Source organism: Desulfosarcina sp. BuS5 (assembly GCF_028752835.1).
Lineage (GTDB): Bacteria > Desulfobacterota > Desulfobacteria > Desulfobacterales > BuS5 > BuS5.
Map to the genome: position 1 here is coordinate 2,317,703 of NZ_CP087952.1, position 25,470 is coordinate 2,343,172.

Below are 25,470 nucleotides of genomic sequence, written 5' to 3' on the forward strand. Positions count from 1 at the left end.
TATAGTAGCCAAGGAGGACAATGATAAAATTATCCTCCTTGTATGAAATTTACAGCAGATTTTCCTGACGCAGGCGGTTAATGATCTCGGTTGTTGATTTGCTGCGGTCCATAGTATAAAAATGAAGACCTGCAACTCCGTTTTTCAGCAAGCCCCGGCATTGCTCAACAGCGAAATCTATACCAAAATTTAATACATCATCCTTATCAGCTTTAGCCAGTTCATCAAGCTTGCCCTGCAAGTCATCCGCGATGGTAGTTCCGCAAACCTTGGAGAGTATTTTAGTCATTTTAACCGTATAGATCGGCATAATACCCGGAATAATGGGAATATTAATTCCGGCGGCCCTGCATTTTTTAATATATTCAAAAAAATAGTTATTATCATAGCAATACTGAGCAATAACATATTCAGCGCCGTTTTTTTCCTTGAGTTTCAAAAATTCAATATCTTTTTCAAGGCTTTCCGCCTCAATGTGCCCCTCAGGATATCCTGCGCATCCGAGGGTAAAATCGTAACGTTCTTTAATAAAACCTAGCATTTCCGAAGCATAGGAAAAACTGTCGGGATGGGGGGTATAATTATCATCCCTGGGTTTATCCCCGCGAATAACAAAAATTGTTTCAACACCGATACCTTTATATTTATCCAAAACTTCCGTAATCTCATCAGGTCCAAGCCCGAGACCGGCTATATATGCTACAGTAGGCAGCTTTTTATCCATTATATTTTTAACTGTCTGATATGACCCATCCCGGTTTGAACCGCCTGCTCCAAATGTTACAGACATATAATCGGGTTTAAGCTCGGCAAGCTTATCTATGATTGCGCCAAACTTTCCGGCTGCCTTTTCATCCCTTGGTGGAAAAAACTCCATCGAGATAACAGGTTTTTTACTGTTTTCGTACAAACTTGAAACACGCATAATTTCATTACCTCCAATCATTCTTTTAGAAATGTAGATAAAATAAAATAACTTCCACGTTCATCAGGCTATGGCCTGAATGCCATTATATATTTATGGAAAAATCTCTCCGGATTGCTTACCATGTAAAATAAATCCGGGCAATAAATAAACAATTATAAGAGCAACAGTAAAAAAGAGTATTAAGGGAACTTCCAAAAAATAATGTACCCACCCTGCTTGCTCTTTTGCCCGTCTTCTACGTTGTAATAACAGGCACATAGCTCTCGCTATGCACCTGCCATCACGCCTTGAAGACGAACAAAAGTTCTGCACGATATAGGTATATTATTTTATTCCAGTTCCCTAAGTCCAAACGGCTCAGGGCCGGATGGGATAACGATTAATTATTGAAGGTTCTGGCATGATGATTTCCAAATGCGGTTACCCTGAATTGGGGAAATGGTTATTGTTGACTTTCCCATTTGATTTTAATATATATTTTTGAATAAGTAATTTCATAAGGATGGAGGGGTAACTGGTGAAGGCGTACCGGTAGTACGTCGACCGAAGGTTTTGACCGATAACGCAGTGAAATTCTTTATATGACAATCTATATAATATTTTTGAACAAAATCTCAAGGCAGAGTTAGATGAAAAAATTTTCCTGGCCCGATCCGCCGGGGCAGACTGCATTTCCCATAGCCAGAGCAGGATATCCTTTTATTTTTGCCGCCGCTTTTGTAACAGTGATTTTCGCGCTCCTTGGACTCGTCATTCCGGCTGTTGGCGGATTATTGGCTGCAAGTTGCATATGCTGTTTTTTCAGGGATCCGGACAGGGTGATACCAAACAAACTCAGGGCTGTTGTTTCACCTGCCGACGGCAAGATTGTTAAAGCCGAACTAATTGAAAAAAATCGTTTTACAGAAGAAAATTGTATAAAAATAAGTATCTTTATGTCGGTTTTTAATGTTCATGTTAACCGAATCCCTTATGCCGGCAAAATAACCGATATTTGTTACTATCCTGGGAAATTTTTTTCCGCCAATCTGGATAAGGCATCAAAAAATAATGAACATAATGCAATTTTTATTGAGACTGACAATGGTCATTCAATCTGTTTTGTCCAGATAGCCGGACTAATTGCAAGACGTATTATTTGCGGTCTGCAGCAGGGAGATACCGTAGATCGCGGACAACGGTTCGGCATCATATGTTTCGGATCACGGCTGGATGTTTATCTTCCGGCAGATTCGGATATCAGCGTCTCTACCGGGGATAAAGTTAAAGCAGGCGCTTCCATTCTGGGGTTTTTATCATGAAACATAATAATACCGAAAAATCCATACCAAAGAGGCCGCGCCGGGGCATTTATATTCTGCCTAACTTTTTTACATCCATGAATATCTTCTGTGGATTTTATGCCATAATATCTTCAATAAACGGCAGATTTACGGCAGCCGGAGTCTCTATTCTCATAGCTGTTGTTTTCGATTCATTGGACGGAAAGATCGCCAGGGCAACAAATACTACAAGCAAATTCGGGGTTGAGTACGATTCCCTGGCCGACCTCATTTCTTTTGGCCTTGCTCCAGGCCTCATGATATACCTTTGGGCACTGAAACCCTTAGGCCGAATAGGGTGGCTGGCTGCTTTCCTCTTCCTTATATGCGGCGCTCTCAGGCTTGCACGATTCAACACACAAACAGGAAGTGTAGACAGCAACCATTTTGTTGGTCTTCCGATACCTGCAGGAGCAGGTATGAATGCCGTTATTGTTTTATTCTGCCACAGGTTCGGAATGAATAATAGTGTAAATCCGATATTAATATTTATAATTATGAATACCCTTTCTTTCTTGATGGTAAGCACCATTAAATATAATAGTTTTAAAAAACCGGAGCTGTTCAAAAAAATGAATTTCAATGTTCTGGTGGGGGCTGTCATTATATTTATTTTTATTGCGGCTGAACCGTCGATTGCACTTTTTCTTATGGGGCTTATTTATGTTATTTCGGGACCCATTGGCTCTCTTAAACATCTTAAAAATGCAAAACATAATACAACAAATACACCCAAACCAGATAAAAAAAAAGCCTGAGGATCGGAGATTAAATAATATTGTTCAAGTTATTTAATTTACGATCCTAACCATATTTAATATATACTAACTTTATCCATTGTGCTTTTTCGCATGCTCAATGGATATTTTTTATGAGGGTATTAAAAATTATGTCAAAAAAATATTCAATTGCTGTTATTCCGGGCGACGGCACCGGACCGGAAGTTATTAATGAAGGCATCAAGGTACTGGAGGCTGTTGCAAAAAAATTTGAATTCACCATTGATTTCACGAATTACGACTTGGGTGGGGAAAGGTACAAAGCCACCGGTGAAATATTTCCTGATACCGCTGCCGAAGGCCTTACCGCGGCTGATGCCATATACCTGGGAGCAATAGGCCATCCTGATGTAAAACCGGGTATTCTTGAAAAAGGCCTACTTTTGAAACTAAGATTCGACTTTGATCAATATATTAACCTGAGGCCGGTTAAACTCTATGAAGGTGTCGAAACCCCCTTAAAAAACAAATCACCCGATGACATAGATTTTGTTGTGGTGCGTGAAAATACTGAAGGTCTCTATGCCGGAGCAGGAGGCTGTTTAAAACGCGGCACACCGGATGAGGTTGCAATCCAGTCTTCGATAAATACCCGTAAAGGTGTGGAAAGATGCATCAGGTTCGCATTTGAGTATTGCAGAAGCCGGAACAAGGCAAAAAAACTGACTCTTTGCGGAAAGACCAATGTCCTTACATACGCTTTTGATCTCTGGGAGCGGACTTTTTATGAAGTAGGAAAAGAATACCCGGACATTCAAACCGATTATGCTCATGTTGACGCCATATGTATGTGGATGGTAAAGAACCCGGAATGGTTTGATGTTATTGTTACAGATAACATGTTTGGAGATATTATAACCGATCTGGCCGCAATGATACAGGGTGGCATGGGAATTGCCGCCGGAGGCAATATCAATCCCGAGGGCGTCTCCATGTTTGAACCAATCGGCGGATCGGCCCCCAAATATACAGGAAAGCAGATAATCAATCCCATCGCGGCAATTTCCGCAGCTCAGATTATGCTTGCAACCCTTGGCGAAAAAAAAGCCTCCCAGACGGTTGAAAAGGCGGTAATCAAGGTGCTGCGTGATGATCTGGATGATATCGCTGCCGGAAAAATGGGATACACCACAAGTGAAGTAGGAGATCTTGTGGCGGAATATATTATTGCCAATTAGAGTTGGAGACATTAACCATGGATGAAAAAAAATTCAATGTCGCAGTGGCAGGTGCGACCGGCGTTGTCGGCAATCAGATGATCACCTGCCTTGAGGAAAGGGAGTTCCCTGTAAAATCGATTAAATTCCTGGCTTCCCACAGATCCGCCGGGCGTAAGCTGGAGTTTAAGGATCAGGAAATAACAGTTGAAGAATTAAAAGAGGATTCTTTTAGGGGAATTGATATAGCAATATTTTCAGCCGGAGGGGGGCCCAGTAAAAAGTTTGCGCCCTGCGCCGCAAAAGATGGATGTATTGTAGTAGACAACTCAAGCGCGTGGAGAATGGACACTGAGGTTCCGCTATTGATTCCGGAAGTAAACCCTGATGACATAAAAAATTACACCAATAAAGGTATAATCGCAAATCCCAACTGCTCAACAATCCAGATGCTGGTCGCTCTTTACCCGATTTATAAAAAATGCGGCATCAAGAGAATTGTGGTTTCCACATATCAGGCTGTATCAGGCACCGGATTAAAGGCGATTGAAGAACTATCCGATCAGACCAGAGCGATGCTGAATTTTCAGGATTATGAAAAAAAAGTCTATCCTCACCAAATCGCCTTTAACTGTCTTCCGCATATAGATGTTTTTCTGGAAAACGGTTACACTAGGGAAGAGATGAAAATGGTCCTGGAAACCAGAAAAATTTTCGGAGATAACAATATAGGAGTAACTGCCACGACTGTACGAGTCCCGGTCTTTTATAGTCATTCCGAATCGATAAATATAGAAACCCTTGAGCATATTTCTGCTGACGAAGTAAAAACGCTGCTCTCAAATGCACCTGGAATAAAAGTATTGGACGACCCGGAAAAAAATCTTTATCCTCTTGCTATTGAAGCCGCAGGAACCGACCTGACCTATGTCGGGCGTATAAGAGAGGACGAGTCGATCCCCAATGGAATCAATTTATGGGTAGTGGCTGATAATATCAGAAAAGGAGCCGCCACCAATGCAGTTCAGATAGCAGAATTACTTGCCAAAGATTATTTATAAGGGAGTGACACAGTTTGGAAAAAACACCGATTACAATGCGAGGCTATGAAACACTGAAAAAGGAACTGGAACATCTTAAGAGAGTTGAAAGGCCTGCAAATATCAAGGCTATAGAGGAAGCACGCGCTCATGGAGACCTGTCTGAAAATGCAGAATTTGAAGCAGCAAAAAATAGACAAAGTTTTATAGAAGGACGGATAGGCGAACTGGGATATAAGTTAGCCAGCGCCGATATAATCAACCCGGATGAACTTCCAAAGGACAGGGCTGTGTTTGGCTGCACGGTTCTGCTTGAAAATATTGATACCGGCGAAGAAATTAAATATCAGCTTGTGGGCCCGGACGAATCTGATATTGAGAAAAAACGCATATCTGTCAGTTCGCCCCTAGGGCAGGCAATGATAGGCAAGGAACCTGGGGACGAGGTAAAGCTAAACGCTCCGGGCGGTAAAAGATTGTATGAACTTATAGAAATACTTTAAATGGAGGCACTTGTGGCACGAATAACTATGGAAGATTGCCTGAAACGGGTCCAAAACCGGTTTCAACTGGTTAATATGGTGGCAAAACGTGTAAGGCAGATCCGTGATGGAGCGGAATACCTTATATATTCACCTAAAAATGAAGACGTTGTTACATGTCTTAGAGAAATTGCAGCCGGCAAAATAAAACTCAAAAAAGAAAAAGTTCAACTCGCTGAACCTGTAAAAAAAGAAAAAGCTCAACTCGCTGAACCTGTAAAAGAACAAAAAGATAAACTTGATGAACCTGTAAAAGAAAACCAAGATCAACTCGCTGAACCTGATGCATCATAGCTATCCATACAAGGCGATAAAACGATATGTGGGTAAAGCCCTGCATCATTATGATATGATAGCGGATGGTGACAAAATCCTGGTTGGACTTTCCGGTGGTATTGACAGTTTCACTCTTTTGTGGATATTAAATGAACGAAAAAAACGAATACTGATAGATTATGACCTGATTGCAGTTTTTGTCGATCCGGGTTTTGATGATCAATTTGGTAAAAAACTTGAAACATATTGCAAAGCAAATGAATTTCATCTAATAATTGATCGTACAGATCATGGACTCCAGGCACACAGTACCGAAAACAGGGAAAATCCCTGTTTTTTATGTTCCAGGCTGCGCAGAAAACGTCTTTTTGAAATAGCCGATAAATACGGATGTAAAAAGATCGCTTTAGGGCACCATAAAGATGATATTATCGAAACTTTTTTTATGAACATATGTTATTCAGGCGAAATCGGAACCATGGTTCCATCACAATCCTTTTTTAAAGGTAAATTTCAAATTATCAGACCCCTTGCGTTTATAGAACAGGAAACAATAAATCGTTTTGCAAAAGAAACAGGTTTTCCGATTTTAACTAATCCATGCCCAAGTGCGAACAGCTCCAAACGTAGTAAAATCAAGAGCCTCTTAACAGAGCTTTATAAAAGCAACAAAAAAATCAAAGGCAATATTTTCAACTCCATGAGCAATGTCAACACAGAGTATTTATTAATATGATTGATATACAAAACCAGTTTGATGACCGAAACATCCCTATCGACAAGGTAGGTATTAAAAATCTCCGTTACCCGATCACCGTTTTAGATAAAGGCAGCGGTTTTCAACATACTGTGGCTTTAATTAATATGTATGTTGATTTGCCGAACAATTATAAAGGCACCCACATGAGCAGGTTTGTAAAACTGCTTCACCTGCTGCAACCGGAGGTCTCTTTAAAAAAAATATCAAGTATTTTAGATCAGATGAAAAAACAGTTGAATGCAGCTTCAGCGCACATAGAGGTTACCTTTCCTTATTTTATAAAAAAATACGCGCCTGTCAGCAACCTCCCCGGTTTAATGGACTATACCTGTAAAATTACCGGAGCAAGCGGCCCGGATGAGAAAATTGATCTTGTTTCAGAAGTTATTGTCCCGATCTCGTCTGTCTGCCCATGTTCAAAGGAAATAAGTGACGCAGGAGCGCATAATCAGCGCGGCAAAGTAGAGTTGCGCACAAGGTTCAAAAAATTTATCTGGCTGGAGGATATGATAAAGCTTGTGGAGCAGGCAGCCTCATGTGAAGTCTATTCAGTTTTAAAACGGGTTGATGAAAAAGCCGTAACCGAAAAAGGGTATAACAACCCAAAATTTGTAGAAGATATTGTCAGGGATATCGCATTAAAACTAAAAGCCGATAATAATATAATATGGTTTTCAGTAAGCGCTGAAAATTTTGAATCTATTCACAACCATAGCGCTTATGCCCAGATTATAAGTAGTTAATGGAGAGTATAAATATGAAGTATTTTATTTTTATTTTTATTTTAATGTTTCTATTTCTTTTATCAGCAACAGTTCAGGCTGAAACCAGGTATATCAGCAATATAATTAAAGTAACCTTGAGGACAGGACCCGGGATAGACCACAAAATTGTCAAAATGATCAAATCAGGGCAGAATGTTAAAATTCAAGAGCAAGGCGAGGAGTGGTCAAAAGTCCAAACGCCAAACGGAAAAGAAGGATGGGTGTTAAATCGCTTTCTTACTGCGAAAGAGCCCGATTTTATAGCTTTGGCAAAACTTAAAAAAAAGTATAATGCCATAAAAGTCCAGCTACCGGCAATAAGTGAAGAGAATAAACAACTTAAAGAACAAAACGTACAATTCAAACAGGATCTTGGCAAGCATCAATCCGAATTGAATAAGCTCTCCAGGGAATATGACAAACTAAAAGATGATTCCGCAGGGTATCTGAACCTGAAGGCCAAATATGAGAAAACCGTCGCCAAGCTGGCGGAACAGTCCAACAAAGCAGAAAGGCTTGAAAAAGAATTGCTCCATAAATACATCACGGCCGGGTTAACCGGCGCAGCTATCTTGTTGCTGGGATTCATAATAGGCTTCAGCACCAAACGTCAACGTAAAAGGACATCGCTCCTGTAAGGGAACTTCCAAGAAATAATCTACGCATCCTGCTTGCCCTTTTGTCCGTCTTCTACGTTGCGGTAACAGTTGTATAGTTCACTATGCAACTGTTATCACGCCTTGAAGACGAACAAAAAATCTGCACGATATGCGTAGATTATTTCCTTCCAGTTTCCTAAAAAGATGATAATCGTTCACGATTGTTGACTTTATATCCCTTGTACAAAAACGATTAAGGCCACAAAATGAAATTTGAACCTGTTATCGGACTCGAAGTTCACGCCCAGCTAAAAACAAAAACAAAAATTTTCTGCAGTTGTTCAACCGCCTTCGGCTCACCCCCCAACACCCATGTTTGCCCGGTTTGTCTAGGGATGCCCGGCACCCTGCCCGTCTTAAACAAAAAGGTTATAGAATACGCTCTGCTGATGGCCCTGGCAACCAAATGCAGTATCAACCGGGTGAACAGGTTTGCGCGTAAAAATTATTACTATCCGGACCTTCCCAAAGGGTACCAGATCTCTCAATACGAGCTACCTATTGCCGAACACGGATATTTGGATATAGAAGTCAATGGTAATAGTAAAAGAATAGGCATCACCAGAATACATATGGAAGAAGACGCCGGAAAGCTCAGCCATGATCCCCACAGGCCCTTGAGCATGATCGATTTTAACAGAACAGGAGTTCCATTAATCGAGATAGTGAGCGAGCCTGATATGAGATCTTCTGAAGAAGCCGGAGCCTACCTTAGACAATTGCATGCTATCCTCCGTTATCTCGACATTTGTGACGGAAACATGGAGGAAGGAAGTTTCAGATGTGACGCCAATATTTCAATCCGACCAAAGGGTGAGACAGAATTAGGCACCCGAACCGAGTTGAAAAATCTAAACTCATTTAAAAATGTAGAAAAATCGATAGAATATGAAATATTCAGACAGAAAGATATACTTCTTGATGAAGGCAGAATTGTTCAGGAAACGAGGCTTTGGAATGCTGATACCAACAGAAGCACATCCATGCGCAGCAAAGAGGAAGCAAACGATTACCGATATTTTCCGGATCCCGACCTGGTTCCTGTTAATATTGATGAAACATGGATCGATGCTTTAAAAAAGGATCTTCCCGAACTGCCTGAAGAAAAAAAAGAACGCTTTAAAACCGAATACGGACTCCCTTCCACAGATGCCGAAGTTTTAACATCATCCCGCGATATGGCGGACTACTTTGATGAATGCGTTAAACTATTTAACCAGCCGAAACAGATCGGCAACTGGATAATGGGATCATTGCTCGGCCTGTTGAATGCGGATAATAAAACTATTTCCGAATCTACTGTTTCCCCTCACCATTTAACAGGTATGCTTAAATTAATAGACAAGGGCTTGATCAGCGGCAAGATCGCCAAAAAAGTCTTTGATGAGATGGCAAAAACAGGAAAACAGCCCAAACAGATAGTTGAAGAAAAGGGACTCGTTCAGGTTACGGACAGATCGGAGATAGAAAACATAGTAGTAAAAATAGTATCTGATAACCCAAAAGAAGCCGAGGCTTATAAAAACGGGAAAACCAAAATTTTAGGATTTTTTGTCGGTCAGATCATGAAGGAGACCAGGGGAAAAGCTAATCCTCAAATAGTCAATGAAATACTAAAAGAAAAATTAAAATAGTGTTTAAACAAAATAACATGGAGGCACAACATGGGATATAACACAGTAATTTTTGAAAAAGAAAATAATATCGCTGTTATAACTTTAAACAAACCGAAAAGCATGAATTCCATCAGCAATGAACTGATGAGCGAACTCAACAGCGTTCTCGACCTGATAGCTGCAGATAATGAAATAGCAGTCGTAATCCTTACCGGAAGCGAAAAAGTATTTGCAGCAGGCGCCGACATAAAGGAAATAGGCCAGATAAATACTCCCGTTAAAGCCCACGTATTTGTCGAAACTATTCAGTCGCTCTTTAACAAGCTGGAACGTCTGCCACAGCCGGTTATAGCTGCAGTGAGCGGGCTGGCTCTGGGTGGAGGGTGCGAAATGTGCATGTCCTGTGATATAAGAATCGCCGCTGATAATGCCTTATTCGGCCAGCCTGAAATCAAGATCGGCGTTATTCCCGGAGCAGGCGGGACCCAGAGACTGCCGAGACTGGTCGGTGTAGGAAGAGCCAAAGAACTCCTTTATACAGGAGACCCGATCAAAGCTGAAGAAGCATACCGCATAGGCCTTGTAAACAAGGTTGTTCCCCTTGCATCCTTGATGGATGAAGCCAGGGCCCTGGCATCAAAAATCGCCAAACAGCCCGGATATGCATTAAAAACAACCAAAATAGTGGTAAATGATGGAATAAATATGGATCTTCGCTCTGCCAATGCTTATGAATCACGCAGTTTTGAACAGCTTTTTGCCACAGAAGATCAACAGGAAGGTATGAAAGCCTTTATTGAAAAAAGGAAGGCGGTTTTTACAGGTAAATAATAGTCTGTAGAGACAAGGCATGCCTTGTCTCTACCACCAAGCATAGAATTACATTATTTCGCCAGCAATTAAACTGCTTGCAAGTGAGATCCTCAAAGAATGGAATATATTGAAACCGAAGTAAAATTCCATTTAACAGATGTAGAACCTGTCCGCAACACCATTATCAATCTGGGAGCCGACAGCAAGGGCAGAGTATTTGAAACAAACCTCAGGTATGAAAATAAAAACAATGATCTAATCAAAAACAAATCCCTGCTACGGCTACGCAAAGACACTAAAACGACTCTTACCTTCAAATCCGGACTTGAGTCGGAAGATAATGAATTCAAAAGTTTAAGGGAGCTTGAAGTAGAGGTCAGCGAATTTAACAGGATGAAACTTATCCTGGAAGCCATTGGATTTCACCAGGAGCAAATATATGAAAAATACAGGGAAACATTGATATTAAACGGCGCAACCCTCTGTATCGACGCTATGCCTTTTGGTAATTTTCTTGAAATTGAAGGAGAAAAGCATGTTATTACCAATCTGGCAAAAAAGATTGGTCTTGACTGGTCTGAAAGAATTACTCTTAATTATCTTGAACTCTTTGAAAGATTAAAAAAGGAGTTGAACCTCCCCTTTTCTGATGTAACATTCACCAATTTTGAACCAATCGAGATTGATTTAAAAAATTATCCGCACCTTTTTCACAACTAAATCATGAGCACCCCGGACATCAGCACAAACACAAAATATACCGGCGAACATGTTTCAGTTTTAACGTTAAACCTGCGATTCGGCCTGGCAGATGATGTTGACAACAGCTGGGATAACAGAAAAAAAACGCTGCCCCTGCTTTTAAAAAAAAACAAAACCGATTTCATTGGAGTGCAGGAGGCTAATAATTTTCAGATTGACTTTATTGATAATTTTTTAACAGATTATGATTATATCGGAAAAAGAAGCCCCGCGCCTTTTTTCTGGCAAAACAACATTATATTCTATAAAAAAACATGGAAATGCATATACTATGAGCATCGTTTCCTGAGCCCAACTCCAAATGTGCCCAGCCGTTTCAGAAAAAGCCGCTGGCCAAGGCAAGCTACAATCGGAATGTTTAAAAAAAAGGATAAAATACTTATATGCGCCGCTACCCATTTCGATTTTGATGAATCCGTGCAAAACCGGAGCGCCCGGCTGATAATGGAAAGAATATCCCTGCTCCCTTCAGGTGCGCCTGCCGTCCTGATGGGGGATTTTAATGCCACCCCGTACAGCAAATGTCATAAATTATTTACCGGCCGGAATAATAAATTAAAAAAACCATTTTTTAAAGATATTTTCAATGAACCGTTTCCCGCCACCCACCATGGTTTTACAGGAAGCAAGGACGGCGATTACATCGACTGGATTCTCTATCGCGGCGGCATTACACCAATCGAAAAAATGGTAATTTATGACACCATTAACGGAAAGTACCCATCCGATCACTACCCTGTATGTGCATCTTTTAAATGGACATAAGGAGTAAAATCATGACCACTCAAAAGCTTAAGGTAAAGGTTATACCAAAAGAAAAGGCTGTATTCTGGCTTGACAAGAACGGCCGCTGGCACAACAAGGACGGAGCATTTGAACATAGAAAGATAATAAATTTCTTTCATTCCGCCATAAAAAAAGACAAAGACGGTTACTATCTTGGCCAGGATCTCGACACTCATACGGAAAAAGTCTATTTTAAATATGAAGAAACAGCCCTTTTTGTTTTTGATATAATAAAAAATGAAGACGAAGTTATTCTTGTATTAAATACAAAAAAAAGAATCCGGCTGGAACCTGAAAAGCTGTTCATCAAAAACGACAGCTTATACATGAATGCGGGAGAAGAACTGATCAAGTTCGACGATCGCAGCATGATGAAAATATCGGATATGCTGGAATTCGATGAAGGCAGGTATTTTATAAAAATCAAGGATGAAAAATATCTGATTTCTAAATCATAGCCAAAAATATAAGTCAAGACCCTGTATTGCTGTGTGACACTTATATTCCGTGGTTTTTGTTTTATTGGTTCCGAGAGCCTCTGTCTACTTTGGAACAGGCGGACAGGCTTCTTTTTGAGGAGGCCATGAAACGGTCCAATAATAACTAGTGTCTGAACGGAAACCCTAAAAAATTTGCTAAAATAGATAGTTATCGAGCATTTCCGAAATGAAGATTTTCAGAAATCGAGTTGTTTGAGCCGGATTTCATGGAAACTTGCTGTTTTTTCACAAAAAGCCAAAATCTTCGTTTCAAAAAATAGCAATAATATTTTGTTAAAACAATGAGTTCAATAGTTTCCGTTCAGGCACTAACTATTCCATGGCTGCCAGGCTGCTTGAAATATCGCGGCAAATAGTAGCCTGGCACCTTAAATAGCTCTCTTTTACTCCATTCCTCCATTTTTTTCCTCGCATACCTTTCAATACCGAATCCAAAAGGGTGTAATATCCCGTAACACCGCCTTATTCATCTTAATTTTCAAAGAGTTATCAACCGAAGGCATAAATTTTCTCACAAAACATTACACACTTCTGACTTCAAATGTCAGGTCGGAAAAGGAGAACAGCATGAAAGTGGTGGGATACATCAGGGTAAGCACAGAGACGCAGGTCAAAGAAGGACAGGGCCTAAAGATCCAGAAAAAACAAATAAAAAAGTATTGCATGACGCATAAGCTGAAATTAATAGGCATTTATGAAGACAGAGGCATATCCGGAGCCAAAGCTGATGAAGAAAACCTGACAATAGACAGGGAAGGTCTGCAGAATATGCTGATCGACATCCCGCGCATTAGCGCTGGTTATGTTGTTGTCCTTAATACGTCAAGATTGTGGCGTTCGGACCTGGTCAAGGTTCTCATTCAAAGAGAGCTAAAAAAGCATAAAGTTGATGTAAAAGCCGTAGACCAGCCCAGCTATTCAATCTATTCACAGAACGACCCTTCACGGTTTCTTATCAACGGCATGATGGAGCTTTTAGACCAATATCAACGTCTGGAGATAGCACTTAAGATGAAACGCGGCAAGCTGAACAAAGCCGAAAGCGGGGGATTCGCGGGGGGGCAGAGGGCATTGGGTTACAAACTTGTTATCGTTGATAATAAACCGGATATTGCAATCGATCATGAAGAGGCAAAAACGATTTCTTTGATAAAAAATCTGAAAAGACACGGCCTGTCTTTGAAGGCTATAGCAGCTCATTGTAATAACAACAAAATTCCGACAAAAAGGGGAGGCAAGTGGCATGCCTCGACCATTCAATATATTCTAAACAACAGGCTGTATAAAGGAGCGCTTGAGTATGGCTCCATAAAAATCAAGAGACCGGAGCTTGCAATAGAGTAATTTTGTACAAAATGCTCCGACATTTTGTGTGAAGCAAATACGCTTGGTTCAGTTATAGATATCGGCATGCTTCATAAAAACTTTAATTTTAAAATCAATAAAAATATAATTTCAAAACAATACGCAATACTTGCGCCATGGGCAAAATACTTTTGAATTAAAAATATACAATGTAATATTAAGCTGTTATGAGTAGTATTTTGTTTTATTGTATATTCATTATAAGTAGTTTTACAGCAAAAAACTGATAGTCTAATGGGTTCTTGAAGAATACAAAAGGGCAGTTCTCCGATGTTGATACAGATCGAACTATTCCGTGCATTTTTATATGAAATGTCGGCACATTTCATACAGAAACCTGTAACTTGAACGGCATACGGTTTAAAAGGGTACGTTTATTCAGTTCCTTAGCTGTCAGTCTTAACGATAAATTATTACTGGGAAAAATGAACTTAACACATATTGTTTCCTATAGCCGCTTGCGCAGTTTGATCAGCAACCCAACAAAAAGATGCCGGAAAATAATTTCAGACATACGAAATTCCAAATCCGCGTCATCAGACGCCGCCGGCTGCGCTGTAAAGAATTTTTTTCCTTTAAAACAGGGAATGAATAAGCAGCAAAAAATTTTGCTGCCTTTTGTGCCTGTCCTGCGTAAACAGCAAAAAGATTTAACCGAACTGTCAGGCAATACAGAGAATGAGTTTCTTTCAATAGGAACCAGACTTCAGGATTTTTCATCCCGTGCAAAATCTCTGGCAGAGCAATCGACTCACATTGCGGGATTATTTGACGGAAACAGGGAGGACAATTCCCTTGACCGTGCCGGGCGAGTTTCAGAAGAAACCCTGGCGATTTTGAAGATGTTTGACGCTGAGACGATAGAAGCAACCTCAAGGATAAACTTAATTGCCGCAAAGATTAAGAGGCTTTCTAAACATAAAAGAGATTTTGATATAATTTCGCGAACTCTTCGCGTACTGGGAATAAATATCAAGATCCAGGGCGCACAAATAAGTGAAGGGAGCGATAATTCATTTTTTCTGGCTGATGGAATCAGCAAACTTTCCATAAAAACAAACATCATTGTTAACAAATTGTTTAGCTGTTTAAAGAGAGCAGATGCCTCTATATTGCCGATTGCCGGTCGAATCGACCAATATCTGCAAAAAGACCGCAGTCAAATTGCACAGACTGAAAAAAGGATAAACAATGCTCTCGGCAAACTCAAAGGTATGTTTGATCTCTCAACCGGTCTGTCAGCAAAGATTGCTCTACGTTCCTCCGAAATCTCAAAAAGAGTGAGTACGGTTGTCATATCCATGCAATTTCATGATATTTCACGGCAAATAATGGAACATGTAGCCGAAGCCATGGAAGATATTTGCAAAAAGATTGAGGGATATCCCGCGTCCGACAACGGCTGCGGGCAGCATTTGGCGGCATACACATCAAAGGTTGCGACCGTTCAGATGTCTCAGATAGATCTTGTGGCGTATGAAATGGAAGATGCGGAAAAAAAAATGATTACGGCTCTTAAGGAAATCGCCAGGCGCACCGCAGATCAGTCTGAAGAAATTTCAAAGGCATCAGGCGCAGGTGAAACAGAATCGGACGATTCGATTATCGTTCAATTCAGCAGTGAAATATCCGCCGTCATATCCTCCCTTTCGGAAAAAACGGACATTAATCGCTATATCCTTGAAGAGGTGAAAGCAGTTTCAAAAACTGTAAAAGAGATGTCCTCTTTTATTAAAGATGTGGAAAATATTGCCGAAGGCATAAAACTCCTTGCATTAAACGCACAGATAAAAGCTGAACATATAGGGGAAAGCGCCCTTGCCTTGGGTACTCTTGCCCGTGAAGTTCGAGATATTTCAATCCAATCGAACAAGGTTGTCGGTAAAATATCAACAGGCATTAAGACAATTCTGAAAACATCAGACGATCTGCAAACCCGTATCGGCAGTATTTTTGCCGATGGTATAAGGGACGCGGAAAATTTAAAGCAGAGAGCCGCCGAAGCCGGAAACGGTTTAAATGCCCTGAACAGGGAAATGGTGAAAAATAATTCCGGGCTTAACAAAAAAAGCCGGGAGCTTGCGCTCGATATTTCCGCCCTCACATCCGGAATTCAATTTTCTCGAAAAGTGGTTAAGTGTATCGGACATATCAAAGAAACCATGCGGGCTTTAATTGAAACGGCCGGGCAATATAATCTTGAAACAAAAGCGGAGCTTAATGAACCGGCTTTGGACGGATTAAACAACCGCTATACCATGGAAAGCGAGCGTATAGCCCATGAGAAGGCCTTCGGTTCTTCACCAATGGAATCTGGTGATGAGACAAACTTGCAGGCAGCAAAATTTTGCAGGGGCAAAGCTTCTGCCGGATCTGTTCAGGATACTGATCAGAATACAGAGATTGACAATGTAGAGCTGTTTGAAAATTTTGATATGCCGGACGAACAGAATGAGAAAGTTGAAATTTTCGATCAAAAGAAAAAAGATGATGATGACCTTGGGGATAATATTGAACTTTTTTGAGTTTGTTGAGCGGAGGAAAAAAGATGCCTTTTGAAACAAGTCAAACAGAACAAGGAGCGATCTTGTCTTTAAAAGACGAAGTAACTGTTGCTGAAGCGGCAGAGCTAAAGGACGCGCTGGTAAAATTAATAAAAGAAGAAAGCTGTTTTGCTCTGGATGCCGGGCAGACAACAGAACTGGATACATCGATCATTCAGTTGCTCTTTTCCGCTTTCAAGGCTGCGAAAGAGCAGGGAGTGGAAATGCCGCTGACCGGGCGGGCGGAGGCCTTTAAAAACGCAATGGAGCGAACGGGAATTTTGGCCGACCAATTTTCCACAGGAGAACAATGATGGCAAAAATAATAATGACAGCCGATGACTCGGCAAGCATAAGACAGATGGTGAGCTTTACGCTTAAAGATGCAGGCTATGAAGTGGTTGAGGCGGTTGACGGCAAAGACGCGCTTAACAAACTCAATGGCGCAAAAGTTAACATGCTGATAACCGACCTCAACATGCCGAATATGGACGGAATCTCGCTTATCAAACAGGTGCGGGCTGAACCTGAATTCAAGTTTATTCCAATCATAATGCTGACTACTGAATCACAGGCCGAGAAAAAACAGGAAGGAAAAGCCGCCGGCGCTACAGGCTGGATTGTAAAACCTTTTAAACCGGAGCAGTTGATAGCGGTAATTAAAAAGGTGCTTCGGTAAAAAAAAATTTCGATTGTAGATTTACATGAACAAGCCTGAATCAAAAGGGAGCATGAAAACAATGAGCCAGTCAAATATACACGCAGAAACTTATCGCCTGGAGGCCCTGGAACTTTTGTCCGATGTGGAAGAAGCGATCCTGGATGTTGAACAGGACTCCGGGAATGCGGAACATGTTAACCGTCTTTTCCGCGCCATGCATACTATTAAAGGTTCCGGCGCCATGTTCGGTTTCGATGATATAGCGGATTTTACACACCACGCCGAGACCGTGCTTGACAAGGTGCGGGAAAGCGCCGTCCCTGTCAACAAAGATCTTATTGATTTGATTCTAGCATCAAGCGATCAGATCAGAGCCATGCTTCAAGCGACGGACGGCGGAGCGCCTGTTGACATTTCACGTTCCGAACAGATCGTTGCCGGATTAAAAGCCCTGCTGCATAATCGGGACGATGCGAATGCGTTCTCCCCTGAAAATATGGAAACTTCCGACGCTGCCGGAAGCATGGAAAGTAAAAAAATTACCTGCCGTATCAGATTTCGTCCCGGACCCTCCATTTTCGCAACAGGCATGGATCCTGCGCTGCTTCTGGATGAATTGAGGGACTTTGGGAATTGTATTGTAACAGCTCAGACCGAAAATATCCCGGCTCTCTATGATCTGGACCCTGAACAATGCTACATTTTCTGGGATATGGTTCTTTCGACAGACCGAAGCATCGACGATATCAGGGACGTTTTCATCTTTGTTGATGATGAAAGTGAAATAAAGATCGACGAGATTACATGCGATGCGAATATGGAAAAAGATCGGAAACGGCTGGGTGAAATTCTGGTTGAACGAGGTGATGTCACTAAAGAAACTGTGGACAGGGCGCTGAACAACCAGAAGCAGATAGGCGAACTGCTTGTAGAGTCTGGAGCGGTTTCCAGGGAGAGAGTAGCTTCGGCCTTGAGCGAGCAGCAAATCATTGAAAAACGCAAGGCACCAGCCAGTTCCGGTAGCGTCCGCGTTCCTGCCGACCGGCTCGATAATCTTATTAATCTTGTCGGCGAGCTTGTTATCACCCAGGCCCGGCTTACCCAGGTATCCGCCGGCATAAACGATCCCAAACTTGCCGCTCCGGTTGAAGAAGTGGAACGTCTTGCAGGTGAACTTCGAGACTGCGTTCTCAATATCCGCATGCTTCCTATAGGCACGACATTCAGTAAGTTCAGGCGGCTTGTGCGTGATCTCTCCTCCGAACTGGGCAAGGAGATCGAATTAAAGACCGAAGGCGCCGAGACTGAACTGGATAAAACGGTTATTGAGCGCCTGGACAACCCGCTGGTGCATCTTATCAGAAACAGCATAGATCACGGCATAGAATCTCCGGAAGAACGCGAAGTTTCAGGTAAATCACGAAAAGGAGCAATCCGCCTTGCCGCCGAGCACAAGGGCGCAGATGTGGTTATTACCATAGAGGATGACGGGAGGGGCCTGGATGCTGAAGTCATCAAATCAAAGGCCATTGAGAAGGGATTGATAGAAACCGGCGATAGTTTAATCGAATCGGAGATATTCAAACTTGTTTTTACTCCCGGATTTTCCACGAACACGGAGGTTACCAGCGTCTCCGGGCGGGGTGTGGGTATGGACGTTGTAAAACGCGAAATCGAGGCCCTTCGCGGATCAATCGAAATTTTCAGTGAGAAGGGAGAAGGGACTGCAGTCAGACTTTCTTTGCCCCTTACTCTGGCCATCATAGACGGTCTTCTCGTGAAAGCCGGTAAAAGCCGGTTTGTTCTGCCCCTTTCCGTGGTAGAGGAATGCATGGAACTGACCAAAGACCATGTTGCCAATGCCCACGGCCGTCATCTGATTTCCGTTAGGGGAGAACTTGTGCCCTATATACGCCTGCGCGATATATTCGCTGTATCCGGCGGGCCAGCGCCCCTGGAGCAGATGGTGGTCGTTAAATCTGAAAACATGCGGGTTGGAATCGTGGTGGATGAGATAATCGGAAGCCATCAGACCGTCATTAAATCGCTCGGCAGGATGTATCAGGATGCCGAGGGTGTTTCAGGAGGAACTATTCTTGGCGACGGGGGTATTGCCCTGATAGTGGATGTCCCGAAAATAATTCAATGCGCAGAGGAAGAAGAAAAAGCACCTAAAGTATATTTAAGTACTTAAAGTATTTAAAGTACTTAAAGTGCCTAAAGCAAGTGAAACGCAATATTGGCCTGAAGTAGTTGCAGAGGCAAAAACGTTGCCCTGGGAGCAGGTAAAAACAGAGCGCGAAGAATGTGGTGAATTACTGGCCATTTTTACTTCGATTTCTAAAAAACTTTAGACACTTTAAATACTTTAGACATTTTAGGCGCTTTTTTATCATGGCTTTCACATATTTTTTCAGAGACATGCAGACCCTGGAAGCGATTCGCGATTATGCGCTTCCGGCGTTAAAATCACGCAGGTATATCAATATCTGGGATGCCGGGTGTGCGATGGGGCAGGAGCCATATTCTCTTGCTATGGTTTTAAGGGAAAACATGGTACGGATGATTTTCAGAAATGTAAAAATATATGCAACGGATATCGACGGCAGCAATCTGTTCGGGAAAATAATAAGGGACGGCAAGTATCCGGGTGAGCAGGTCAGGAGAATTCCAAAAGAGATCTTCGCCAAATACTTTTCTCCGAACGGGAAACCGGACCATTTCATAATCGCCGATGAGATAAGAAAATCCGTTGAATATCAAAAACACGACCTGCTGACCCTGAGACCTGTGCGGAATAATTTCGGGCTGATTGTCTGTAAAAATGTTCTACTGCATTTTAAGGAAGCGGAAAGGATTAACGTCATCAACATGTTTCATGAAGCACTTTCCGAAGGCGGTTTTTTAGCAGTCGAACAGACGCAGAAGATACCTGAAAAGATGAAAGATTTATTTGAGCCTGTCGCAGCGAATGTGCAGTTGTTCCGGAAAAAAGGATAAAAGATTATGACTTCAAGGATCAAGGCGATATTTCCTTGAAATGTTTAAAAAGTCTTTTAATACAATCATAGCCGACAGGGTGCGATATACAGCCGCTGAGTTCTGGAAAAAAATGGGGTTTGTCTACGGGGAAGATGGAAATTATGTTTATCGTAACAGGAGGCTTGAAACCAAATAGAAAATCTATAAAGGAGGTGATACGGAAAAATATAAGCAGTGGCGGTTTTTGAGCGATGAAATTGAAAGAGGATAAAACTGAAGGAGTTTTGAGCAATGGCGGAAAAAATTGAGAACAATAATTCAGAAGAAACACAAAATGGAAAGAAAAGAAACAAAATCAAAAACAATTCTAAAAAGGAGGAAATCATGGCGGACTCAAAGATGAACGCAAGTGTGCTCAATGAGTTTGAAACTTTGTTTGAAAGTATTAAAAAGGGCCGTTTGGATGCCAGGGCGGATCTGGGCGATACAACCGGTGCTGACAGGGAAATGCTTGAAGGCGTGAACGAAATGCTTGACGCAGTAATCGGCCCGTTGAACGTGACGGCCGAGTATGTAGACCGTATTAGCAAGGGCGACATCCCGGAAAAGATCACGGATGATTATAAAGGCGATTTCAATGAGGTCAAAAACAACCTGAACCAGTGCATTGATGCTATTAACCTCGTGGTTTCTGATGGTCTGCTGCTGGTTGAGGCGACGCAGGAAGGCAAGCTGGACACGCGCACTGATGCAAGCGGGCACGCGGGTGCCTTCCGCGAGATTATCGAAGGGTTCAATAAATCCATGGACGCCGTTATCGCTCCTTTGAACGTAATGGCCGAGTATATGGTCCGCATCGGCAAGGGCGATATCCCGGAGAAGATCACGGATGATTATAAGGGTGATTTTAATGAGGTCAAGAACAACCTGAACCAGTGCATTGATGCTATTAACCTCGTGGTTTCTGATGGTCTGCTGCTGGTTGAGGCGACGCAGGAAGGCAAGCTGGACACGCGCACTGATGCAAGCGGGCACGCGGGTGCCTTCCGCGAGATTATCGAAGGGTTCAATAAATCCATGGACGCCGTTATCGCTCCTTTGAACGTAATGGCCGAGTATATGGTCCGCATCGGCAAGGGCGATATCCCGGAGAAGATCACGGATGATTATAAGGGTGATTTTAATGAGGTCAAGAACAACCTGAACCAGTGCATTGATGCTATTAACCTCGTGGTTTCTGATGGTTTGCTGCTGGTTGAGGCGATGCAGGAAGGCAAGCTGGACACGCGCACTGATGCAAGCGGGCACGCGGGCGCCTTCCGCGAGATTATCGAAGGCTTCAATAACTCCATGGACACCGTTATCGGGCCTTTGAACGTAATGGCCGAGTATATGGACCGCATCAGCAAGGGCGACATCCCGGAGAAGATCACTGATGATTACAAGGGTGATTTTAACGAGGTCAAGAACAACCTGAACCAGTGCATTGATGCTATTAACCTCGTGGTTTCTGATGGTCTGCTGCTGGTTGATGCGATGCAGGAAGGCAAGCTGGACACGCGCACTGATGCAAGCAGGCATGCAGGCGCCTTCCGCGGGATTATCGAAGGCTTCAATAACTCCATGGACGCCGTTATCGCTCCTTTGAACGTAATGACCGGGTATATGGACCGCATCGGCAAGGGCGACATTCCGGAGAAGATCACTGATGATTATAAGGGTGATTTTAATGAGGTCAAAAACAACCTCAACGTCTGTATTAATGCCCTGAACGGTTTGATTGACGAATCCGCCCGTCTGGCAGATGGTGCAGTTGAGGGTAAACTCGATGTACGCGGAGATGCCAGTAAGTACATGGGCGAGTTCGGCAAGATCATTCAGGGTGTAAACAACACGCTTGATGCGATTATTGGCCCTTTGAATGTAGCGGCCGAGTATGTGGACCGGATCAGCAAGGGCGACATCCCGGAGAAGGTCACCGATGATTACAAGGGCGACTTCAACGAGATCAAGAATAACATCAACATGATGATAGAAAATCTTACCCGTTTTGCAGTCGATGTGCAGTCAGCCGCTGATCAGGTCGCTTCAGGCAGCGAGCAGATCAGTTCAGCCGCTCAGCAAATGTCCCAGGGAGCGACCGAGCAGTCGGCAAACGTCGAGGAGATCTCAAGCTCCATGGAGGAGATGAACAGCGCTGTAAACCAGAATGCGGACAACGCAAAGGAGACCGCCTCCATTGCCAAAAAGGCCGCCACCGACGGAAAGGAAGGAGGAAATGCCGTAGAAGAGACGGTTCAGGCCATGAAGAGCATTGCCGACAAAATCGGGATTATCGAAGAGATAGCCAGGCAGACCAACATGCTGGCTCTTAATGCGGCTATTGAGGCGGCAAGGGCGGGTGAATATGGTAAGGGTTTTGCCGTGGTTGCAGCGGAAATCCGCAAACTTGCCGAGCGCAGCCAGGATGCGGCAAAGGAGATCAGCACCGTTTCGGCAAGCAGCGTGGAGATAGCGGAAAAAGCCGGCAAGCTTCTCGAAGAGATCGTGCCCGGCATTCAGAAAACAGCCGAGCTGGTGCAGGAAATAAACGCTTCAAGCGCTGAGCAGGCGCGCGGAATTGACCAGACCACCAAGGCGATTCAGCAGTTAGACCAGGTGATACAGCAGAGCGCAAGCGCTACTGAGGAGATGGCTTCGACCTCCGAGGAACTCGCCGGCCAGGGGGAACAGCTCAGGGGAACCGCGGCGTTTTTCAAGGTAAGCGGCAATGGTTCTGAAAATTCGGGGCAGTTAAAAACCGGACGTGCCGTAGCAAAAGCCGGAAATGCGCTTAACAAAACAGCTTCTCACGCAAGCCACGCTGCCGGACAAATTGTTAACAGCGGCGCGGTATTTGTAAACAAAAAGGAAAATGGGATTTCTCTGGACATGAATGACGCAGCCGACGCTCAATTCGAGAGGTATTAAACCAACGGGATAAAGGAGGAGGACGTATTATGAACGACAACGCAGCAACTGAAATCGCTCAGTACCTTACCTTTGGCCTGGGCGAAGAAGAATTCGCGCTGGAACTTTCAAAGGTGCGTGAGATTATGGATTATACAACTATTACCAGGGTCCCCAGAATGCCTCAATTCTTGAGAGGAGTTATTAATCTGCGGGGCAACGTAGTGCCTGTAATCGATCTTCGTTTAAAACTTGGGATGAGCGCAACAGAAAAAACGGTGGATACATGTATTGTGATTATGGAAATTATGGTCGACGGCGAAGCTGTTGACATGGGAGCACTGGCCGATTCCGTGCAGGAGGTAATCGAACTTGATCCTGCCGAGATTGAACCGCCTCCCAGGCTTGGAACAAAACTCAACACCGAATTTATCCAGGGCATGGGCAAACGGGATGACAAGTTTCTGATTATTCTCAATATCGACAAGGTGCTCGCCGGTGATGAGCTGGAGTTAATTCATGATAAAAGTGAAAGCTCAGTGATGGATATGGCAAAACATACTGTTGAAACTGAAGCACTGCCTCCGGACACGAGCTTTGCGACAACTCCGGCCGGGAATGTGCCGCCGGGCTTATAAAATAATGATGTCTGCAAAGAAAGAGGTCAGTATTCATATAGGCGAGCTGTACGCAGCCAGGGATTCCACGGTAATAAAAACAACCCTTGGCTCATGCGTTGCAGCCTGCCTGTATGACCCGGCAAGCCGGATCGGCGGCATGAATCATATCCTTCTTCCTGGAAAACCTGATATGAAACATTTTAGTGAGAATGCCAGGTACGGTATAAACGCCATGGAACTTCTGATCAACAGGATTATGGAGTTGGGCGCCTGCCGTCATCGAATTGTTGCCAAGGTTTTTGGCGGAAGCCATCTTTTCCCATCAATTTCAGAAGAAAACGGAACAGGCAAAAAAAATATAACGTTTGTCATGGAGTTTCTGAAGAGAGAAAAAATCAAGGTCATAAGCAAAAACATCGGGGGTCATGATTCCAGAAGGATATATTTTCATGTGGATACGGGTGATGTATTCCTTAAACGCACCGAGTCGGTAAATTATTCAAAAATTGTCATGAAAGAACGGGAATATCTCGAAAGAATCAAAGATGAAGTCAAAAATCAGGGAGAGGTAACGCTGTTTGACTGAAGATATCACGGTTCCTGCCCCTGGCTGCCGGCTGCGTAAAGCCTGTAATATTAGACCGGTGCATTAACTGATGGAGGAATTTTCACAAGGAAAAAACAATAAGGAGATCAATATATGCAAAGCGGTGTGGCTGCTGAATCAGCGTTTAAAAATATCTCTATGTCAGACCGGCTGTTTAAACGTTTTGGTGAGTTTATTTATAAAGAATGCGGCATCAAACTTCCGCCTGCCAAAAAAACCATGCTCACCGTCAGGCTTTTCAGGCGGCTGCGTGCCCTTGGCATGAATTCGTTCGGCCAATACTATGACTACGTATGCAGCCCGGAAAGCCGCAGTGGGGAGCGTATACGGATGATCGATGCTGTCAGCACAAACAAAACGGATTTTTTTCGTGAGCCGGCGCATTTTGACATTTTGGGAAGACAGGCGCTGCCGGATCTTGTCGGTTCAATGCATAATGGCAGCCGCAAAAAGCTGAATGTCTGGAGCGCAGGCTGTTCCAGCGGAGAAGAACCTTATACGCTGGCCATGGTACTGTCGGAATTTTTTACTGAAAGACAAAACAAAGCTCAGGCTGATGCGAAATCGCTCACCCGACCACTCGACCAGTTTTCCATACTCGCAACCGACATCTCCATACAAGTGCTGGAAACTGCGAAAAAAGCAATCTATCCAAAGCAAATGGTTAACCCTGTCCCTCCCATGATGAAACGAAAATATCTTATGCATGGCACCGGATCACAGAAAGAGTTCTATCGGATGGTACCTGAATTGCGCAGCCGAATAACCTTTCAGAGGCTCAACTTTATGGAAAATAATTTCGGAATACGGATGCTCATGGATATTATATTCTGCCGTAATGTCATAATTTACTTTGACCGGCAGACCCAGATCAAGTTGTTTGAAAAATTTTATAATCAGCTTGCCCCGGGAGGATATCTTTTTATAGGTCATTCGGAATCACTTCACGGAATTAACAACCGGTTCCGTCTTGTTGCAACCACTACGTACAAAAAACCTGGTAAGGCAACCGGTACCAACACAAAAACGGAGAGATGAC

The 25,470-nt window shown here is 43.0% G+C and carries 26 protein-coding genes; 25 read left to right on the top strand and 1 reads right to left on the bottom strand.

What is annotated here, in order from left to right:
* Positions 1-49: 49 nt before the first annotated feature.
* Positions 50-925: a methylenetetrahydrofolate reductase gene (locus BuS5_RS11400; RefSeq protein ID WP_027354393.1), complete on the bottom strand. Its 876-nt coding sequence runs from the start codon at positions 923-925 to the stop codon at positions 50-52.
* A 632-nt stretch (positions 926-1,557) separates the two neighbouring features.
* Between BuS5_RS11400 and BuS5_RS11405 the strand changes: the two genes are divergently transcribed.
* From BuS5_RS11405 to BuS5_RS11525, 25 genes are all read left to right on the top strand, one after another.
* Positions 1,558-2,229 carry a phosphatidylserine decarboxylase family protein gene (locus BuS5_RS11405; RefSeq protein ID WP_035265753.1) on the top strand — a complete coding sequence of 224 codons (672 nt, stop codon included), beginning with the start codon at positions 1,558-1,560 and terminating at the stop codon, positions 2,227-2,229.
* Positions 2,226-3,008, top strand: a complete 783-nt coding sequence (gene pssA / locus BuS5_RS11410) for a CDP-diacylglycerol--serine O-phosphatidyltransferase (protein WP_035265755.1) — start codon at positions 2,226-2,228, stop codon at positions 3,006-3,008. Before BuS5_RS11405 ends, pssA begins: the two co-directional genes overlap by 4 nt.
* A 131-nt stretch (positions 3,009-3,139) precedes the next feature.
* A complete protein-coding gene (locus BuS5_RS11415) occupies positions 3,140-4,207 on the top strand; it encodes a 3-isopropylmalate dehydrogenase (RefSeq protein ID WP_027354395.1) in 1,068 nt (355 codons plus the stop codon).
* A 17-nt stretch (positions 4,208-4,224) separates the two neighbouring features.
* On the top strand, positions 4,225-5,247 hold the full coding sequence (locus BuS5_RS11420; RefSeq protein ID WP_027354396.1) for an aspartate-semialdehyde dehydrogenase: 1,023 nt from the start codon (positions 4,225-4,227) through the stop codon (positions 5,245-5,247).
* A gap of 14 nt (positions 5,248-5,261) precedes the next feature.
* Positions 5,262-5,729: a transcription elongation factor GreA gene (greA, locus tag BuS5_RS11425; RefSeq protein WP_027354397.1), complete on the top strand. Its 468-nt coding sequence runs from the start codon at positions 5,262-5,264 to the stop codon at positions 5,727-5,729.
* A 12-nt stretch (positions 5,730-5,741) separates the two neighbouring features.
* A complete protein-coding gene (rpoZ, locus tag BuS5_RS11430) occupies positions 5,742-6,062 on the top strand; it encodes a DNA-directed RNA polymerase subunit omega (RefSeq protein ID WP_084446101.1) in 321 nt (106 codons plus the stop codon).
* A complete protein-coding gene (locus BuS5_RS11435) occupies positions 6,052-6,780 on the top strand; it encodes an ATP-binding protein (RefSeq protein ID WP_035265758.1) in 729 nt (242 codons plus the stop codon). The genes rpoZ and BuS5_RS11435 overlap by 11 nt, the downstream gene beginning before the upstream one ends.
* The gene (folE2, locus tag BuS5_RS11440; RefSeq protein WP_027354399.1) at positions 6,777-7,547 is read left to right on the top strand and encodes a GTP cyclohydrolase FolE2; all 771 of its coding nucleotides are present in this window, start codon (positions 6,777-6,779) and stop codon (positions 7,545-7,547) included. The genes BuS5_RS11435 and folE2 overlap by 4 nt, the downstream gene beginning before the upstream one ends.
* A 14-nt stretch (positions 7,548-7,561) precedes the next feature.
* Complete coding sequence (locus tag BuS5_RS11445) at positions 7,562-8,206, top strand: TIGR04211 family SH3 domain-containing protein (protein ID WP_027354400.1); 645 nt, start codon at positions 7,562-7,564, stop codon at positions 8,204-8,206.
* Positions 8,207-8,433: 227 nt separating this feature from the next.
* Entirely contained in the window at positions 8,434-9,861 is a 1,428-nt protein-coding gene (gene gatB, locus BuS5_RS11450; protein ID WP_027354401.1) for an Asp-tRNA(Asn)/Glu-tRNA(Gln) amidotransferase subunit GatB, read from the top strand.
* Between the two features lie 30 nt (positions 9,862-9,891).
* On the top strand, positions 9,892-10,674 hold the full coding sequence (locus BuS5_RS11455) for an enoyl-CoA hydratase/isomerase family protein (protein ID WP_027354402.1): 783 nt from the start codon (positions 9,892-9,894) through the stop codon (positions 10,672-10,674).
* 99 nt (positions 10,675-10,773) lie between these two features.
* A complete protein-coding gene (locus BuS5_RS11460) occupies positions 10,774-11,376 on the top strand; it encodes a class IV adenylate cyclase (RefSeq protein ID WP_027354403.1) in 603 nt (200 codons plus the stop codon).
* Between the two features lie 3 nt (positions 11,377-11,379).
* On the top strand, positions 11,380-12,183 hold the full coding sequence (locus BuS5_RS11465) for an endonuclease/exonuclease/phosphatase family protein (protein ID WP_051374920.1): 804 nt from the start codon (positions 11,380-11,382) through the stop codon (positions 12,181-12,183).
* An 11-nt stretch (positions 12,184-12,194) separates the two neighbouring features.
* Positions 12,195-12,662: a DUF1285 domain-containing protein gene (locus tag BuS5_RS11470; protein ID WP_035265759.1), complete on the top strand. Its 468-nt coding sequence runs from the start codon at positions 12,195-12,197 to the stop codon at positions 12,660-12,662.
* A 609-nt stretch (positions 12,663-13,271) separates the two neighbouring features.
* Positions 13,272-14,048, top strand: coding sequence for a recombinase family protein (locus tag BuS5_RS11475; RefSeq protein ID WP_027354405.1), 777 nt, complete (start codon positions 13,272-13,274; stop codon positions 14,046-14,048).
* A gap of 446 nt (positions 14,049-14,494) precedes the next feature.
* Positions 14,495-16,594, top strand: coding sequence for a methyl-accepting chemotaxis protein (locus BuS5_RS11480; RefSeq protein ID WP_027354406.1), 2,100 nt, complete (start codon positions 14,495-14,497; stop codon positions 16,592-16,594).
* Positions 16,595-16,617: 23 nt separating this feature from the next.
* Positions 16,618-16,926, top strand: a complete 309-nt coding sequence (locus BuS5_RS11485) for an STAS domain-containing protein (protein WP_027354407.1) — start codon at positions 16,618-16,620, stop codon at positions 16,924-16,926.
* Positions 16,923-17,291, top strand: coding sequence for a response regulator (locus tag BuS5_RS11490; protein ID WP_232223086.1), 369 nt, complete (start codon positions 16,923-16,925; stop codon positions 17,289-17,291). The genes BuS5_RS11485 and BuS5_RS11490 overlap by 4 nt, the downstream gene beginning before the upstream one ends.
* A gap of 61 nt (positions 17,292-17,352) precedes the next feature.
* The gene (locus BuS5_RS11495) at positions 17,353-19,467 is read left to right on the top strand and encodes a chemotaxis protein CheA (protein WP_027354409.1); all 2,115 of its coding nucleotides are present in this window, start codon (positions 17,353-17,355) and stop codon (positions 19,465-19,467) included.
* A 200-nt stretch (positions 19,468-19,667) separates the two neighbouring features.
* Entirely contained in the window at positions 19,668-20,273 is a 606-nt protein-coding gene (locus tag BuS5_RS11500) for a CheR family methyltransferase (protein WP_027354410.1), read from the top strand.
* A 40-nt stretch (positions 20,274-20,313) separates the two neighbouring features.
* Positions 20,314-20,451, top strand: coding sequence for a hypothetical protein (locus BuS5_RS11505; RefSeq protein ID WP_157487427.1), 138 nt, complete (start codon positions 20,314-20,316; stop codon positions 20,449-20,451).
* Positions 20,452-20,546: 95 nt separating this feature from the next.
* Positions 20,547-23,225, top strand: coding sequence for a methyl-accepting chemotaxis protein (locus BuS5_RS11510; protein ID WP_274427672.1), 2,679 nt, complete (start codon positions 20,547-20,549; stop codon positions 23,223-23,225).
* Between the two features lie 29 nt (positions 23,226-23,254).
* On the top strand, positions 23,255-23,842 hold the full coding sequence (locus BuS5_RS11515) for a chemotaxis protein CheW (protein ID WP_084446108.1): 588 nt from the start codon (positions 23,255-23,257) through the stop codon (positions 23,840-23,842).
* Between the two features lie 4 nt (positions 23,843-23,846).
* A complete protein-coding gene (locus BuS5_RS11520; RefSeq protein WP_035265778.1) occupies positions 23,847-24,410 on the top strand; it encodes a chemotaxis protein CheD in 564 nt (187 codons plus the stop codon).
* Positions 24,411-24,524: 114 nt separating this feature from the next.
* The gene (locus BuS5_RS11525; protein WP_051374932.1) at positions 24,525-25,469 is read left to right on the top strand and encodes a CheR family methyltransferase; all 945 of its coding nucleotides are present in this window, start codon (positions 24,525-24,527) and stop codon (positions 25,467-25,469) included.
* The last annotated feature ends 1 nt before the right edge of the window (position 25,470 follow it).

What these genes read in the sequence shown, in the direction of transcription:
- BuS5_RS11400 (WP_027354393.1), bottom strand. Translation starts at nt 925, where the DNA reads ATGCGTGTTTCAAGTTTGTACGAAAACAGTAAAAAACCTGTTATCTCG.
- BuS5_RS11405 (WP_035265753.1), top strand. Translation starts at nt 1,558, where the DNA reads ATGAAAAAATTTTCCTGGCCCGATCCGCCGGGGCAGACTGCATTTCCC.
- pssA (WP_035265755.1), top strand. Translation starts at nt 2,226, where the DNA reads ATGAAACATAATAATACCGAAAAATCCATACCAAAGAGGCCGCGCCGG.
- BuS5_RS11415 (WP_027354395.1), top strand. Translation starts at nt 3,140, where the DNA reads ATGTCAAAAAAATATTCAATTGCTGTTATTCCGGGCGACGGCACCGGA.
- BuS5_RS11420 (WP_027354396.1), top strand. Translation starts at nt 4,225, where the DNA reads ATGGATGAAAAAAAATTCAATGTCGCAGTGGCAGGTGCGACCGGCGTT.
- BuS5_RS11435 (WP_035265758.1), top strand. Translation starts at nt 6,052, where the DNA reads ATGCATCATAGCTATCCATACAAGGCGATAAAACGATATGTGGGTAAA.
- folE2 (WP_027354399.1), top strand. Translation starts at nt 6,777, where the DNA reads ATGATTGATATACAAAACCAGTTTGATGACCGAAACATCCCTATCGAC.
- BuS5_RS11445 (WP_027354400.1), top strand. Translation starts at nt 7,562, where the DNA reads ATGAAGTATTTTATTTTTATTTTTATTTTAATGTTTCTATTTCTTTTA.
- gatB (WP_027354401.1), top strand. Translation starts at nt 8,434, where the DNA reads ATGAAATTTGAACCTGTTATCGGACTCGAAGTTCACGCCCAGCTAAAA.
- BuS5_RS11455 (WP_027354402.1), top strand. Translation starts at nt 9,892, where the DNA reads ATGGGATATAACACAGTAATTTTTGAAAAAGAAAATAATATCGCTGTT.
- BuS5_RS11460 (WP_027354403.1), top strand. Translation starts at nt 10,774, where the DNA reads ATGGAATATATTGAAACCGAAGTAAAATTCCATTTAACAGATGTAGAA.
- BuS5_RS11465 (WP_051374920.1), top strand. Translation starts at nt 11,380, where the DNA reads ATGAGCACCCCGGACATCAGCACAAACACAAAATATACCGGCGAACAT.
- BuS5_RS11470 (WP_035265759.1), top strand. Translation starts at nt 12,195, where the DNA reads ATGACCACTCAAAAGCTTAAGGTAAAGGTTATACCAAAAGAAAAGGCT.
- BuS5_RS11475 (WP_027354405.1), top strand. Translation starts at nt 13,272, where the DNA reads ATGAAAGTGGTGGGATACATCAGGGTAAGCACAGAGACGCAGGTCAAA.
- BuS5_RS11480 (WP_027354406.1), top strand. Translation starts at nt 14,495, where the DNA reads ATGAACTTAACACATATTGTTTCCTATAGCCGCTTGCGCAGTTTGATC.
- BuS5_RS11485 (WP_027354407.1), top strand. Translation starts at nt 16,618, where the DNA reads ATGCCTTTTGAAACAAGTCAAACAGAACAAGGAGCGATCTTGTCTTTA.
- BuS5_RS11490 (WP_232223086.1), top strand. Translation starts at nt 16,923, where the DNA reads ATGATGGCAAAAATAATAATGACAGCCGATGACTCGGCAAGCATAAGA.
- BuS5_RS11495 (WP_027354409.1), top strand. Translation starts at nt 17,353, where the DNA reads ATGAGCCAGTCAAATATACACGCAGAAACTTATCGCCTGGAGGCCCTG.
- BuS5_RS11500 (WP_027354410.1), top strand. Translation starts at nt 19,668, where the DNA reads ATGGCTTTCACATATTTTTTCAGAGACATGCAGACCCTGGAAGCGATT.
- BuS5_RS11505 (WP_157487427.1), top strand. Translation starts at nt 20,314, where the DNA reads ATGTTTAAAAAGTCTTTTAATACAATCATAGCCGACAGGGTGCGATAT.
- BuS5_RS11510 (WP_274427672.1), top strand. Translation starts at nt 20,547, where the DNA reads ATGGCGGAAAAAATTGAGAACAATAATTCAGAAGAAACACAAAATGGA.
- BuS5_RS11515 (WP_084446108.1), top strand. Translation starts at nt 23,255, where the DNA reads ATGAACGACAACGCAGCAACTGAAATCGCTCAGTACCTTACCTTTGGC.
- BuS5_RS11520 (WP_035265778.1), top strand. Translation starts at nt 23,847, where the DNA reads ATGATGTCTGCAAAGAAAGAGGTCAGTATTCATATAGGCGAGCTGTAC.
- BuS5_RS11525 (WP_051374932.1), top strand. Translation starts at nt 24,525, where the DNA reads ATGCAAAGCGGTGTGGCTGCTGAATCAGCGTTTAAAAATATCTCTATG.